The sequence below is a fragment of the Cohaesibacter celericrescens genome (assembly GCF_002866925.1).
Classification (GTDB): Bacteria; Pseudomonadota; Alphaproteobacteria; order Rhizobiales; family Cohaesibacteraceae; genus Cohaesibacter; species Cohaesibacter celericrescens.
This window is the reverse complement of record NZ_PKUQ01000031.1, coordinates 43,398-56,654: the sequence shown is the minus strand read 5'-3', so window position 1 is coordinate 56,654 and position 13,257 is coordinate 43,398. Positions and strand designations below refer to the sequence as shown.

The 13,257-nt window shown below is 50.9% G+C and carries 12 protein-coding genes; 9 read left to right on the top strand and 3 right to left on the bottom strand.

Features of this window, described 5'->3' with window-relative positions:
- Positions 1-47 precede the first annotated feature (47 nt).
- Positions 48-1,118 (bottom strand): acyltransferase family protein, encoded by a 1,071-nt coding sequence (locus C0081_RS14565; protein ID WP_101534574.1) that lies wholly within the window; start codon positions 1,116-1,118, stop codon positions 48-50.
- 449 nt (positions 1,119-1,567) lie between these two features.
- On the opposite strand from C0081_RS14565, the gene C0081_RS14555 reads away from it, so the two are divergent.
- Both C0081_RS14555 and C0081_RS14550 read left to right on the top strand, forming a co-directional pair.
- A complete protein-coding gene (locus tag C0081_RS14555; RefSeq protein ID WP_101534572.1) occupies positions 1,568-2,944 on the top strand; it encodes a tryptophanase in 1,377 nt (458 codons plus the stop codon).
- 99 nt (positions 2,945-3,043) lie between these two features.
- A complete protein-coding gene (locus tag C0081_RS14550; protein ID WP_101534571.1) occupies positions 3,044-4,006 on the top strand; it encodes a 5'-nucleotidase in 963 nt (320 codons plus the stop codon).
- Here the strand turns inward: C0081_RS14550 and C0081_RS14545 are convergent.
- The gene (locus C0081_RS14545) at positions 3,962-4,765 is read right to left on the bottom strand and encodes an alpha/beta hydrolase (RefSeq protein ID WP_101534570.1); all 804 of its coding nucleotides are present in this window, start codon (positions 4,763-4,765) and stop codon (positions 3,962-3,964) included. The genes C0081_RS14550 and C0081_RS14545 overlap by 45 nt on opposite strands.
- Before the next feature lie 86 nt (positions 4,766-4,851).
- Here C0081_RS14545 and C0081_RS14540 point away from each other — a divergent pair, with 86 nt between their 5' ends.
- The gene (locus tag C0081_RS14540) at positions 4,852-6,033 is read left to right on the top strand and encodes a glycosyltransferase family 4 protein (RefSeq protein WP_101534569.1); all 1,182 of its coding nucleotides are present in this window, start codon (positions 4,852-4,854) and stop codon (positions 6,031-6,033) included.
- Here C0081_RS14540 and focA read toward each other — a convergent pair.
- Positions 6,002-6,856, bottom strand: coding sequence for a formate transporter FocA (gene focA / locus C0081_RS14535; RefSeq protein ID WP_101534568.1), 855 nt, complete (start codon positions 6,854-6,856; stop codon positions 6,002-6,004). The two genes, C0081_RS14540 and focA, sit on opposite strands and share 32 nt — an antisense overlap.
- A gap of 404 nt (positions 6,857-7,260) precedes the next feature.
- Here focA and infC point away from each other — a divergent pair, with 404 nt between their 5' ends.
- From infC to C0081_RS14505, 6 genes are all read left to right on the top strand, one after another.
- The gene (gene infC, locus C0081_RS14530) at positions 7,261-7,797 is read left to right on the top strand and encodes a translation initiation factor IF-3 (RefSeq protein WP_101534567.1); all 537 of its coding nucleotides are present in this window, start codon (positions 7,261-7,263) and stop codon (positions 7,795-7,797) included.
- Positions 7,798-8,151: 354 nt separating this feature from the next.
- A complete protein-coding gene (rpmI, locus tag C0081_RS14525; protein WP_101534566.1) occupies positions 8,152-8,349 on the top strand; it encodes a 50S ribosomal protein L35 in 198 nt (65 codons plus the stop codon).
- Positions 8,350-8,386: 37 nt separating this feature from the next.
- A complete protein-coding gene (gene rplT / locus C0081_RS14520; RefSeq protein WP_101534565.1) occupies positions 8,387-8,746 on the top strand; it encodes a 50S ribosomal protein L20 in 360 nt (119 codons plus the stop codon).
- Positions 8,747-8,942: 196 nt separating this feature from the next.
- Positions 8,943-10,025 (top strand): phenylalanine--tRNA ligase subunit alpha, encoded by a 1,083-nt coding sequence (gene pheS, locus C0081_RS14515; RefSeq protein WP_101534901.1) that lies wholly within the window; start codon positions 8,943-8,945, stop codon positions 10,023-10,025.
- Positions 10,022-12,445 carry a phenylalanine--tRNA ligase subunit beta gene (gene pheT / locus C0081_RS14510; protein ID WP_101534564.1) on the top strand — a complete coding sequence of 808 codons (2,424 nt, stop codon included), beginning with the start codon at positions 10,022-10,024 and terminating at the stop codon, positions 12,443-12,445. The genes pheS and pheT overlap by 4 nt, the downstream gene beginning before the upstream one ends.
- Before the next feature lie 137 nt (positions 12,446-12,582).
- Positions 12,583-13,245, top strand: a complete 663-nt coding sequence (locus C0081_RS14505) for a nucleotidyltransferase family protein (RefSeq protein WP_180966908.1) — start codon at positions 12,583-12,585, stop codon at positions 13,243-13,245.
- Positions 13,246-13,257: the final 12 nt, after the last annotated feature.

Sequence of the window (13,257 nt, the reverse complement as noted above, 5' to 3'; positions counted from 1 at the left end):
AGAAGGTGGCTGACCCGGGCGAGTGAATTGATATCATATAGACAGCTTTAATCTTCCCCTTTTGAGATTGTGGCTTTCCTATAAAACTTGTTTTTGAGGAGACCGATAATTGGCTGCTCAACAAAGCGGGTGAGCAAATAGGATGTAAGAATAGACAAGGCCATTATAATAGAAAAGCCGATCAAACCGTTTGCTGGAATGTCTGTTTTTCTCAGGATCTCTAGTATTGGGTAATGCACAAGATAGAGCCCATAGCTTAAGGTCCCGACAAACAAAAGTATTTTTGATTCAAACACACGAGCTAGCCAGCTGAATTGCGCATTGTAACCGATGACAACGAAAAACGTAGCAAACGCCATCATTCTGGGTGTGTTGCCAATTGAGAACAATAAGTTCAAACCCGCCAATATAATGCCAAGCGCTAAGATCGGAGTCAGGTATGATGAGAGAGCTTGTTGGTGTCTTGAGCGGATTGTGTGAGCAATTACACCGAGTAGAAAATATATCCCGTATCGGAACGGTAAAAACTGGGTAGAAATTAGCTCTGGCCCAATAGAAAATTCGTTTAATAGAAATTTTATTGCCGAAGGTAGAGATAGGATTATTAAAGCCCCTACTATTACATGTATCCACCTAAAGTTTTTGGGAAAAAACAATGGCAGTAACAAGTACCAAAACACCTCGATCGGCAATGTCCATTCAACATTGAGTATTGTATTCGCAGTTCCTGCATCCAGGTAGCTTATAAATAGATAATGTAAAATCAGGTTATGAGCGTCGTAGCTGTTAATCCCATCAGCAGCCCATGTCGAAGGGGGAATGATTTGTGTGGTAATTAGAAAAAATGTTATTGTGATGCATATATAATATAGAGGAACGATACGAAGGAGCCTTCGATAAAGATATGAAGTATACTTATTTTCTTGCGAATAAGATTGTGTAACGCTGAAACCGGATATTACAAAAAATATGTAAACACCACACAAGCCTGCGTCTGTAATATTATTGCCCACCCACCCAAAATCACGGAAAGCAGCGGTGTGGATTACGACGACCAGCGAGGCAGCAATAGCTCGAAGGCCGGTAATAAAATTTGTACTTCCATAGTCTTTTATCATTGGCAGGTCCAATATGCCTTAATCGACATCCCTAGATGGTCTTTTCCGTAGCGAAGGATTGGCATAAGGGGCCTCTTTTTTAGTCTTTATTGGTTTGGCACAACACCTGACACATCTCTAACCGATTTGATGCAAGTGCGATAGATCTGCTTGTGAATACGACACGTCATAATCAAACAGTGAAGGATTACCTGCGCGCCAATATTTAGTGCGTCAAATTGATTGAGGTTACGTTGCTGAATTTAGGATTCACTGCGTTCGGCTATGGTCAATAACCGAAATCTCCTTGACCCGCCTCCCGCTCTGCCGCATAAATATCCGGTAAATCTTTCGGCGTTGAGCGCGGCAATCCTGTTGGTCTTTTGGGACTTGATGGAGGGCAACCGCAGCGCGCAGCCTGAAGACTTTTCAAGGACGATCTTCGGGCTGATCAAACCGGAGAGCTATCCATGAAGACACAGTTTACCACCATTATTGAACCCTTTCGCATCAAATCGGTCGAGCCGATTCGCATGACCACACGTGCTGAGCGTGTGGCCAAGTTGAAGGACGCGCATTTCAACCTTTTTGCGCTCAAATCCGACGATGTGCTGATCGACCTGTTGACCGATTCGGGCACCGGTGCGATGAGCGCCGAGCAATGGGCTGCGATCATGCGCGGCGATGAGAGTTATGCCGGTTCCCCCTCCTATTATCGCTTCAAAGACAGTGTGCAAGAGCTGATGCCGTTCGAGCATATTATCCCCACCCATCAGGGCCGCGCAGCAGAAGCCATTCTGGTGTCCATTTTTGGAGGCACCGGAAAGCACATTCCAAACAACACCCATTTTGACACCACCCGAGGCAATATTGAGGCCAGCGGTGCGCAAGCCTATGATCTGGTTATTGAAGAGGGCAAAGACCCAAGCTCTTTATTCCCCTTCAAGGGCAATATGGATTTGGCCAAACTGGAAGCCTTTTTAGAAGAGCATGGCGATGCCGTGCCGATTGTGATGCTAACCATCACCAACAATGCCGGTGGCGGCCAGCCGGTCAGTCTTGCCAACATTCGTGCCGTCTCCCAGTTGGCCCATCGCTTCGGTAAACCCTTCATTATCGATAGCTGTCGCTTCGCGGAAAATGCCTATTTCATCAAACAGCGTGAAGAAGGCCAACAGTATCGTTCCATCAAGGACATCGTGCGTGATTGCTTTGCCGTGGCCGATGGCATGACCATGAGCGCCAAAAAAGACGCCTTTGGCAACATCGGTGGCTGGCTGGCATTCAATGACGATGACCTGGCGGAAAAAGCGCGGGTCCGTTTGATCCAAACCGAAGGTTTCCCAACTTATGGCGGCCTAGCCGGTCGCGATCTGGAGGCGCTGGCTCAAGGATTGCATGAGATTATCGATGAGGACTATCTCAAATACCGCATTCGCACCAACGAATATATTGTCGAACGTCTCGACAAAATGGGCATTCCGGTGGTCAAACCGGCGGGCGGGCATGCGGTGTTTGTTGATGCCAAAAGCTGGTTGCCACACATCGATCCTCTGGCCTATCCAGCCCACACAGTGGCCGTTAAACTCTATGAACTCGGTGGCATTCGCTCCTGCGAGATCGGCTCGGTGATGTTTGGTCGACAGACCGATGGCAGTGAAAAGCCCGCCGCCATGGAATTGGTGCGTCTGGCCTTTCCTCGTCGCACCTACACCCAGTCTCATGCGGACTATGTGGTGGAAGCCTTTGAAATGCTACAAGCTGAAAAAGACAGCCTGACCGGCTTCAAGGTGATCAAAGAGCCAAAACTCATGCGGCACTTCACCTGTGAGTTTGCGCCTCTATAGGCGTGTTGACATCTGAACCTGCGAAGAAGATCATGCAGTTGAATTGCGCGTTACTTCAGCTGCATGATGTAGGCATAGAAGTGTGTAATAGGGTCAATAATGCCGTATCCGATAGAAGAAAAATTGGTGATTGCGATTTCTTCCAGCGCATTGTTTGATCTATCTGAATCTGACGCGGTCTTTCGTGCCGATGGACCCGAGGCTTACAAAAAATACCAAGAAAAACATTCAGAGTTGGTGCTACCAAGTGGGGTCGCTTTCCCTTTTATTCGTCAGTTCCTCAAGCTGAATGATAAATTTCCGGATAAAAAGCCAGCCGAAGTGGTCTTGCTGTCAAGGAATTCGCCCGTGACGGGAAGAAGGGTGTTCAAATCGATACAGCACTATGGACTAAGCATTTCCCGAGCAGCTTTCCTAGAAGGCCAATCTCCCTATAAGTACATTCCAGCTTTCAATGCATCATTATTTTTATCTGCGAACAAATCAGACATTGATTTGGCGACAAAGGCGGGCTTTCCTGCAGGTCTTGTGCTTCCCGCAAATGTCGCCAATGAAGAGGACTTGGAGCTTCGAATTGCATTCGACTTTGACGGAGTGATTGCAGATGATCAGTCTGAGAAAGTCGGCAAACAAGAAGGCTTGGAACAATTTCATAAATTCGAAACCGAGCACTCCCACGAACCTCACGCGAATGGGCCTTTAGCGGGTCTTTTCAAAAAAATCTTTGCTCTTCAGGAAATCGAGAACCAAGCAGTGTTGGTGGACCCAGAATATAAAAAATTCATTCGCACCGCTATTGTTACTGCCCGAAATGCTCCTTCGCACGAGAGAATGATTACGACTTTGGAAAAGTGGCAGGTGAGCCCGCACGAGACATTTTTCCTTGGAGGGATGGACAAGAAAAGAATTCTCGAGATCCTTAAACCGCATATGTTTTTTGATGATCAAATTGATCATTTGAAAACAGGAGTTGAGGCTGTCGCTTTGGTTCACATTCCATTTGGCTTCGCAAATAACTTAGGCCCCTGCCATCACTTCAACCGTTCGCACCAGCAAAGCTAGATCTTCATCGCGGCTGAGGCGATGGTCGCCGTCTTTGACCAGAGTCAGGCTTACATCATCCTGTGCCAACCGTGCCACCAGATCCACAGAAGACTGCCACGGTACGGCATCATCCTTGATCCCTTGCAGGATATGAACGGGGCAGCCGGTTTCAATCAAGTCATCGCCAAACAAATGCTGCTTGCCATCTTCGATTAAATCCCTCGTGATTTCATAGGGGTCGCCATAGTCACTTGGTTGTAAAAAGAGGCCAGTTTCAGCCATTTCTTTTTTGGCGGCATCATCAAACAAGTCCCACATAAGGTCTTTGGTCATATCGACAGCAGGAGCGATGAGCACGAGCCCTTTGATTCGGCTGTTTTCAATTCCCACCGACTTGATGTGCGCCCGCACCAGCAACAGCGCCAACCAGCCGCCCATCGATGAGCCAATCACCACTTGAGGGCCCGAAGTCTGGGCATTGAAAATTGCCAGGCTTTCTTCAAGCCATTTTGAAATGGTACCATCGGTGAAAGCGCCGCCAGAAATACCGTGGCCGGAATAGTCAAACCGGGTGCAGCCGTGACCGGTGTGGGCAGCCCAGTCATCCAGCACCAGAACCTTGGAGCCTTCCATATCCGACTTATAACCTCCCATCCACAACAGACTGACTCCGTCCGGGCGTGTTGACGGGCGATGATGAAAGGCTATTGCGCGAGCCTCTTCACGTTCATTTGGTTGATTTCCAACACACAAGATTTGCTTTTGGGTGGCGGTCATTGTTATGTCTCCGAACAGTCTTAAAGGCTTGGTGACCCTTTGGGTGGCGCAATCAGGCATAATCTCTTTGTAGCGTGGCGAATCACATGACAAAAGCCCCAACCATCCTTCAAGTTGTCCCTTGGCTCGATTCAGGCGGTGTCGAGCGCGGAACGGTGGATATCGCAGCAGCCATCATCCAGGCTGGCGGACGTGCGTTGGTTGCCGGAGAAGCCGGGCGCTTGGTGCCTCAATTGCATGCGCTTGGTGGAGAGTTGTTGCCGTTGACGGGGCGCAGCAAGAACCCTTATGTAATTCTGCATTCCAATGCCAAAGCTCTAGAGGCCATGATTCATGAACACAAAGTTGATCTGGTCCATGCCCGCTCGCGTGCCCCCGCTTGGAGTGCGTTGATTGCCGCAAGGCGCACCGGCGTACCGTTTGTCACCACCTATCACGGCGCCTACAGCCAAAAGGGCCGCATCAAGGCCTTTTATAATTCGGTCATGGCCAAGGGCGATGTCGTGATCGCCAATTCGCATTATACCGCCGATTTGATAGCGAGCCGTCGCCCCGAGGCAAAAAAGCGCATCGTGACCATTCACCGTGGTGTCGATATGAGCGCATTTGATCCTGCCGTGGTGTCTGCGGACAGAGTCAATCAGCTTCGCAGCCAATGGGGCGTCGATGATCGTCCTGTGATCATTTTGCCTTCGCGCCTGACCCGATGGAAGGGGCAAAGCTTTATTCTGCCAGTGGTCGGAGCGCTGAAACAGCAGGGCATGGCGTTTCAGTTGGTCTTGATTGGCGATGATCAGGGCCGTGAGTCTTACATGGCCGAACTGGATGCATTGATCGCCCAGTATGATTTGCATGATTGCGTCAAACGTGTTGGCCATTGCAGCGATATGGCTGCGGCCTACACGGTGTCTGATTTGGTAATTGTGCCGTCTCAGGATGCTGAAACCTTTGGTCGCAGCGCAGCCGAAGCCCTCGCGATGGGGAAAATCACGCTCGTCGGCGATCTTGGTGCCCAACCGGAAGTGGCTGCACCCCCAAGCGGTGTCTCAGCTGAAGGCTGGATTGCTAAAGTTATCCGCCATGATGATTCGGACGGTTGGCAAAAAGCCATTGCGTCCGCGCTCGCTCAGGACAAAGGCATAATCGCCAACAGCGCACCTCTGGCGCGCCAACATGTCGAAGCCCACTTTTCCTTGGACTCAATGGGCCACGACACGCTTGCCATTTATGACGGACTTATCGGTTCTTGCTTGGCCGAAGATAAATGAACCAGTAGCAAAGACCGACCAGAAAACCACCGCCGATGATGTTGCCAATGGTTACAGGCAGCAGGTTATTGATGAAAAAATGCGTCCATGTCAGATCGGCAAACTCGGCAGCAGTCCGGCCAGTGGCTTGCCAGAATTCTGGTCCAACGGATGCTTTGGTCAGAATGCCCATCGGTATCATAAACATGTTGGCAACACAGTGTTCAAACCCCGCAGCGACAAACATTGCCACAGGCAGCACCACAGCGAGCAATTTGTCCGTCAGGGTTCGCGCGCTGAACGTCATCCAGACGCCGAGACAAACCATGACGTTGCACATGGTGCCCAATGCCACGGCCTGAAGAAACGTATGGTGCAATTTGTGTTGCGCAATTGACATATAACTGATGCCCAGTGAGCCATTGGCTTGGTCATAGTGTTTGGCAAGCAGCATGATGCCGACCAATAAAAGCGCTCCAATGAAGTTACCAAAATAAACAAGTAGCCAGTTGCGAGCCAATTGTCCCCAGCTGATTTTTTTGCTGGCCTTGGCGACAACAGTGAGCACAGTGCTTGTGAACAACTCGCCGCCATTGACCACAACCAGCATCAAGCCAAGGCTGAAGGCTAGGCCGCCCAGCATTTTATTGGCACCCCAGCCCATATTGGTGTTGCCGGTGGTGACAACGGCATAAAAAACAAAAGCAATGCCGATAAATGCACCGGCCATAATGGCAAGCATGAGGGTAACGCGTGGATGCTTTGTGGCTTTTCCGACGCCGACATCCTCGGCTTTTTGGGCCATTTCTGGCGGTAACAGGGCATCAAATTCAACTTGGGACATGAAAACTTTCCAGCGCGTGCGCTTTTTTTAAAGTTAAACCAAATCTCGCAACCAAGGCTCATTGGTGAAATATCTTGCGTTAAGATAGCCTATCTACCCATGGCAAACAGACCGATGCGCTGTATTGCGCGTTGTAATTTGACCGCTCTTTAGCAGATCGACTTGATACATCGTTGATATTTATCATCCCAAGCTATGCGTCTAGGGTATAGGTGGTCCCATGGGAGCCCGGATCCATGACAGTAAAATGCCGTGGAATGTACCAAAATGTCGCAGGATTGTGAAAGTATAAGCTTTTCTCAAGGTTATATCGCTAATGAGCCATATGCAGGGCTTGAAAGAAAGCGCAAGCTGCGGCATATGTAGCAGACGAGACAATTGCAATTTTATAGGAGACTACGACCATTCGCCGACCGTATCGAGCGCAGCCAACCCGGGAGACGGGACCGCGCATTAACAACCTAATCCGTTCAGACGACGTTCAGCTCATCGACAGCGAAGGTCACAATCATGGCGATGTGCCAACCAGTCAAGCACTGGAAATGGCCGCTGAGTTAGGTCTGGATCTGGTGGAAATTTCACCAAATGCAAAACCACCAGTTTGCAAAATCATGGATTATGGGCGGTACAAGTACCAGGCTCAGAAAAAGGCCGCCGAAGCGCGCAAAAAGCAGAAGGTGATTGATGTTAAGGAAGTGAAGATGCGTCCTAACATTGATACCCATGATTATGAAGTTAAGATGCGCGGTGCCAATCGTTTTCTCGACGACGGTGACAAGGTCAAGTTTACCTTGCGCTTCCGTGGACGTGAGATGGCCCACCAAAATCTGGGCATGGAATTGCTCAGAAAGGTTAAAGCGGAATTGACCCCACGTACAAAGGTCGAGCTTGAGCCGAAGCTGGAAGGCCGTCAGATGATCATGATCTTGGCTCCAAAATGAGCTAGATTGTATCGCTTCCGCAGCGCTGACTATTTTGAAAACCCGGGCTTTGGCTCGGGTTTTTCGATTCAGGGGTGCCTTATTGCTTCTTTGTGGTTCAATAGTGTGCGAGAACGGGATGAATTGGTGGCAATTGCAGCTTTGTTAGACATTCTACGCCTTTCCCCTTGCTTCCTGACGCCCCCATGGCTATAACCCGCCAATCTCGACTCTTCCGGCCAAGTGTAAGGGCTGCCGTGGTGAGTCAGAATGCTCAATCCGAGACGGTTTTTAGCACACCTGTTCAGGTGGTTGATAATCCGGCTTCGAGCGACATCAAAAACAACCAATCCGCAAGGATTTTAGGAGAGCAAAATGCCCAAGCTGAAGACGAAGTCCGGCGCCAAGAAGCGTTTCAAAGTGACCGGTACTGGTAAAGTTGTATCAGGCCAGGCTGGTAAACAGCATGGTATGATCAAACGCACCACCAAATTCATCCGCAATGCCCGTGGCACCACCACTTTGTCTGCCCAGGATGCCCGTACCATCAAACAGTTCCTGCCTTACAAATAAGCAGTCGAGCTGAGCGCATTCTTTAGGAGATTTACAAATGTCACGTGTAAAACGCGGTGTAACCGCCCACGCCCGTCATAAAAAAGTACTCAAGGCAGCCAAAGGCTATTATGGCCGCCGTAAGAGCACGATCCGCGTCGCCAAACAGGCGGTTGAAAAAGCGGGTCAGTACGCATATCGCGACCGTAAAACCAAAAAACGCAATTTCCGTTCTTTGTGGATTCAGCGTATCAATGCTGCTGTTCGCGAACAGGGCATGACTTATGGTCGTTTCATTGATGGTCTGACCAAATCCGGCATCGAAATTGACCGTAAGGTTCTTTCTGATATGGCAATTCATCAGCCAGAAGCTTTTGTAAGCTTGGTTGAAAAGGCCAAATCTGCCGCTGCTGCCTAACTCGGCAAGACTAATTTTCAAGTTTGAAAACCCGCGTCGAGCAATCGGTGCGGGTTTTCTTTTGGTTGATTGGTCATAGAAGACGGTTTTTACAAGAAACTTGCTGGATTGTGTTGGTCAATCTGATAAAACCGCTACAACTGAATGTCTTGTCGAGCAAGCACCGCTCGACCGAACCTGTCCACACGGAATGTCTATGTCGGAACTCAATGAACTCGAGCAGGAAATCACGGCAGCTATCACAGCGGCCAGCGATGAGACTGCACTGGAAGATGTCCGGGTCTCTGCCCTTGGAAAAAAGGGCAAGATTTCGGATCTGATGAAAACGCTGGGCAAGATGACCCCGGAAGAACGCAAGGAAATGGGGCCGGCTCTGAACGGGCTAAAAGCCCGCATCGGCGACGCCATTGGCGCCCGCAAAGAGGTGTTGAAAGTTCAGGCTCTTGACGCGCGCCTCAAGAGCGAAACCGTTGATGTTACTTTGCCAACCCGGATAGGAGCTACCTTTGATGGCCGCGTGCACCCAATTGCACAGGTCACCGACGAGCTGACGGCTATTTTTGCTGATATGGGCTTTGCTGTGGCCGAAGGGCCAGACATTGAGACCGATTTTTACAATTTCACCGCGCTAAACTTCCCGCCCGATCATCCCGCGCGTCTGGAACATGACACTTTCTTCTTGCCCGAAAAAGAAGACGGAACGCAAATGGTGCTGCGGACCCATACGTCTCCGGTTCAGATTCGCACTATGACCAGTCAAGAACCTCCAATCCGCGTCATTTGCCCCGGCCGCACCTATCGCTGTGACAGCGACCAGACCCACACACCGATGTTCCATCAGGTGGAAGGCCTCGTCATCGAAGAAGGCATCCATATGGGCCATCTGAAATGGGTGTTAGAAGAATTCTGCAAAGCCTTCTTTGAAGTCGACAATGTCAAGATGCGCTTCCGTGCCTCGCACTTCCCCTTCACCGAGCCGTCCATGGAAGTGGACATTGGCTGTCAGCGCGTGGGCAATGAATTGCGTATCGGCGAGGGCGATGATTGGCTCGAAATCCTCGGCTGTGGCATGGTGCATCCCAACGTGCTGCGCAATTGTAATCTTGATCCGGACAAATACACCGGTTTTGCATGGGGTATGGGTATCGACCGTCTTGCCATGCTGAAGTATGGCATGCCAGACTTGCGCGCTTTCTTTAACGGCGACAAGCGTTGGCTCGACCATTACGGTTTCCGTCCCCTTGATATTCCCGGACTGGTAGGAGGGCTTTCCTCATGAAATTCACACTGTCCTGGCTGAAGGATTACCTCGACACCGACGCGTCACTTGAGGAAATTCTAGATAAACTGACTGTCATCGGCCTTGAAGTCGAAGAAGTCATCGATCCTGCCAATCTGCTCAAAGACTTCACCGTTGCCTATGTTGAAGAGGCGGTACAGCATCCGGATGCAGACCGATTGCGTGTCTGTAAGGTCAACACCGGCAAAGAAGTGTTGCAGATCGTTTGTGGTGCGCCCAATGCGCGTGAGGGCATCAAAGTGGTGTTGGCACAGAACGGATCTGTCATACCGACCAATGGCATGGTTTTGAAACCCACTAAAATCCGCGGTGTTGAATCCAACGGCATGATGTGCTCCGAGCGCGAAATGGGCCTGTCCGACGAGCATGATGGCATCATGGAATTACCTGCCGATGCTCCGATCGGCGAGCCGTTTGCGCCGTTACTTGGCCTTGACGATCCTGTCATCGACATTGCCATCACACCCAACCGTGGTGATGCGCTAGGCGTTTATGGCGTGGCGCGTGATCTGGCTGGGTCCGGTATTGGCACGCTGAAAGAAAATACCCCCAAGCCCGTCTCTGGAAAATTCGACAGCTCAGTTGATGTCACCTTAAAGTTTGAAGATGGTGACAGCACCATTTGTCCGATCTTCACTGGTGTGTACGTCAAAGGTGTTACAAACGGCCCCAGCCCTGAATGGATGCAAAAGCGCCTGCGGGCCATTGGTCTCAGGCCCATCAATGCGTTGGTTGATATCACCAACTACATCACCTACGACCGTGGCCGTCCGCTCCATGTTTATGACGCTGACAAGCTTACCGGAAACATTCATGTTCGCATGGGTAAACCGGGTGAAACAATGCGTGCGCTCGACGGCAAAGACTATGAAATCAAGGTTGGTACTGACATTTGCGTTATTGCAGATGACAGCGGTCCCATTGGCTTTGGTGGTATCATGGGCGGTGAGACAACCGGCTCACAGCCAGACACCACCAACGTCTTTATCGAATGCGCGTGGTTTGATCCGATCCTGACGGCGCGGGCCGGTCGTGCATTGGGCATCCAATCCGATGCGCGCTATCGCTTTGAACGCACTTGTGATCCGGCGTTTGTTCTTCCCGGACAGAATGCTGCTGTTCAAATGGTACTCGATCTGTGTGGTGGTGAATCCTCCAATATGGTGATCGCCGGTGAGGCTCCGCTTGAAGACAAGATCATCGACTTCCCTCTCTCCGAGGTGAAGCGCTTGGTTGGACTTGAAGTGTCTGACATCGAAATCAAGACCGTTTTGAAACGCCTTGGCTTCTGGGTTTCTGGTACGGGCGAAGAAGTTAAAGTGGCCATCCCTACCTTCCGCCCGGACGTGCATGGCAAGGCAGACATCGTTGAAGAAGTGGCTCGCATCATTGGTGTGGACCAAGTGCCAAATACACCGCTGCCGCGCCTATCTGCTGTTACACAGCCGCCATTGACCGAACGCCAGAAGCGCATCCGCGCCTCGCGTCGACAACTAGCGGCCCGTGGCATGGTGGAGGCCGTTACTTGGTCCTTTACCGAAAAGAAACTGGCTGAGCTGTTCGGTGGTGGTAAGCCCGAGCTGGCTTTGATCAACCCGATCTCTGCTGAACTGTCCGACATGCGCCCAAGCCTCCTGCCGGGCCTGTTGCAAGCGGTTCAGCGCAATGTTGATCGTGGTTTGAATGATCTGGCTTTGTTTGAAGTGGGTCAGATCTTCCTTGGTGATCAACCCGACGAGCAATTTACCCACGCCACAGGCATTCGCCGCGGCGCTGTGCAGATTGCGGGTTCTGGCCGTCACTGGCGCGATGCAGCCGATGTTGCAGATGTCTTTGACATTCGTGCCGATGCGCTGGCTGTGCTGGAATCTATGGGGCTTGACAGCTCCAAGCTGCAAATCGTCTCCGGTGGCCCTTCTTGGTATCATCCCGGGCGGTCTGGGAAAATCCAGTTGGGTCCAAAAAATGTCATCGGCTCCTTCGGTGAATTGCACCCCAAAATTCTTGATGATCTGAAGGTTGACGGCCCTGTTTGCGCCTTCGAGATTACCATCGAAGCCGTGCCGACACCCAAGAAAAAGGCCACCAAGTCGCGTTCGGCTCTGATTCTGTCTGATCTGCAACCAGTGCGCCGTGACTTTGCTTTTGTGGTCAATGCGGACGTGACCGCCGCTACCATTCTGCGGGCGGCGTCGGGTGCCGACAAAAAACTGATCACTGCGGTCAATTTGTTCGACCTATATGAAGGTGGACGGATGGAAGAGGGCAAAAAATCGGTTGCTTTTGAAGTGACCCTTCAGCCCAAAGACAAGACGCTGACGGACGAAGACATCGAAGCAATTTCAAACAAGATTGTTACGATGGTCACCAAGGCAACCGGTGGCGAGTTGCGCGCCTGAGCGTAATCACCGTTGTAAGTTAAAAAAGGCGGGGCTCCCAAATCGGGTGGCTTCGCCTTTTTGTTCAAACACCGGCCTTACCTTTACCATGACAGCCGAATCGTCGACGCTGAAGCTTGCCAATCGGAGAAATGCGCGTGAAGGAAAGTTCTCACTTGTTCAAACATAAGCCAGAAGACACTGCGCTGGATGAACAGGACCGCCGTGATGCGCTCATGCACATCATTCGTCAAGACGATCAGTTGATGGCGCTACTCAGCGGTTTGCGCACTCTTGATTTCCCCGACTGGCGATTGGTCTCGGGCGCAATATACCAAACCGTCTGGAACGTCCTAACCGGCCAGCCACAGGGGTATGGTATCAAGGATTATGACGTCGCCTATTTCGATGCATCCGATCTCTCCTATGAGGCGGAAGACGCTGTCATCAAACAAGCGGCGACTGCATTGCCTGATTGGTGCGATCGCATCGAAGTGCGCAATCAGGCACGTGTACATTTATGGTACCCGGATCGTTTCGGTGGAGCCTATCCCAAGCTGTCCTGCACGGACGAAAGCTTGGAAAATTACATGTGCACCACCCATGCGGTGGCGGTGCGTCTAGAACACAATGGTGAGATTTCCATCGCGGCGCCCTTCGGGCTGGCCGACATTTTTTCGCTGACTATCCGGCCCAGCACCAAACTGCCGAGCAACCAAACCCATTATGGCCAAAAAGCCAAGCGCATGAGCCAGCTCTGGCCTCAACTCAAAGTGCTGGATTGGCACAGCGGCAAACCGGTTCGACCTGAGTTTCTTTGACAGACGGGGCCT

Excerpts from the sequence above, each read along its gene's own strand:
- rpmI (WP_101534566.1), top strand. The coding sequence starts at position 8,152 with ATGCCCAAGCTGAAGACGAAGTCCGGCGCCAAGAAGCGTTTCAAAGTG.
- pheS (WP_101534901.1), top strand. The coding sequence starts at position 8,943 with ATGTCGGAACTCAATGAACTCGAGCAGGAAATCACGGCAGCTATCACA.
- C0081_RS14555 (WP_101534572.1), top strand. The coding sequence starts at position 1,568 with ATGAAGACACAGTTTACCACCATTATTGAACCCTTTCGCATCAAATCG.
- C0081_RS14545 (WP_101534570.1), bottom strand. The coding sequence starts at position 4,765 with ATGACCGCCACCCAAAAGCAAATCTTGTGTGTTGGAAATCAACCAAAT.
- C0081_RS14550 (WP_101534571.1), top strand. The coding sequence starts at position 3,044 with ATGCCGTATCCGATAGAAGAAAAATTGGTGATTGCGATTTCTTCCAGC.
- focA (WP_101534568.1), bottom strand. The coding sequence starts at position 6,856 with ATGTCCCAAGTTGAATTTGATGCCCTGTTACCGCCAGAAATGGCCCAA.
- pheT (WP_101534564.1), top strand. The coding sequence starts at position 10,022 with ATGAAATTCACACTGTCCTGGCTGAAGGATTACCTCGACACCGACGCG.
- C0081_RS14565 (WP_101534574.1), bottom strand. The coding sequence starts at position 1,118 with ATGATAAAAGACTATGGAAGTACAAATTTTATTACCGGCCTTCGAGCT.
- rplT (WP_101534565.1), top strand. The coding sequence starts at position 8,387 with ATGTCACGTGTAAAACGCGGTGTAACCGCCCACGCCCGTCATAAAAAA.
- C0081_RS14540 (WP_101534569.1), top strand. The coding sequence starts at position 4,852 with ATGACAAAAGCCCCAACCATCCTTCAAGTTGTCCCTTGGCTCGATTCA.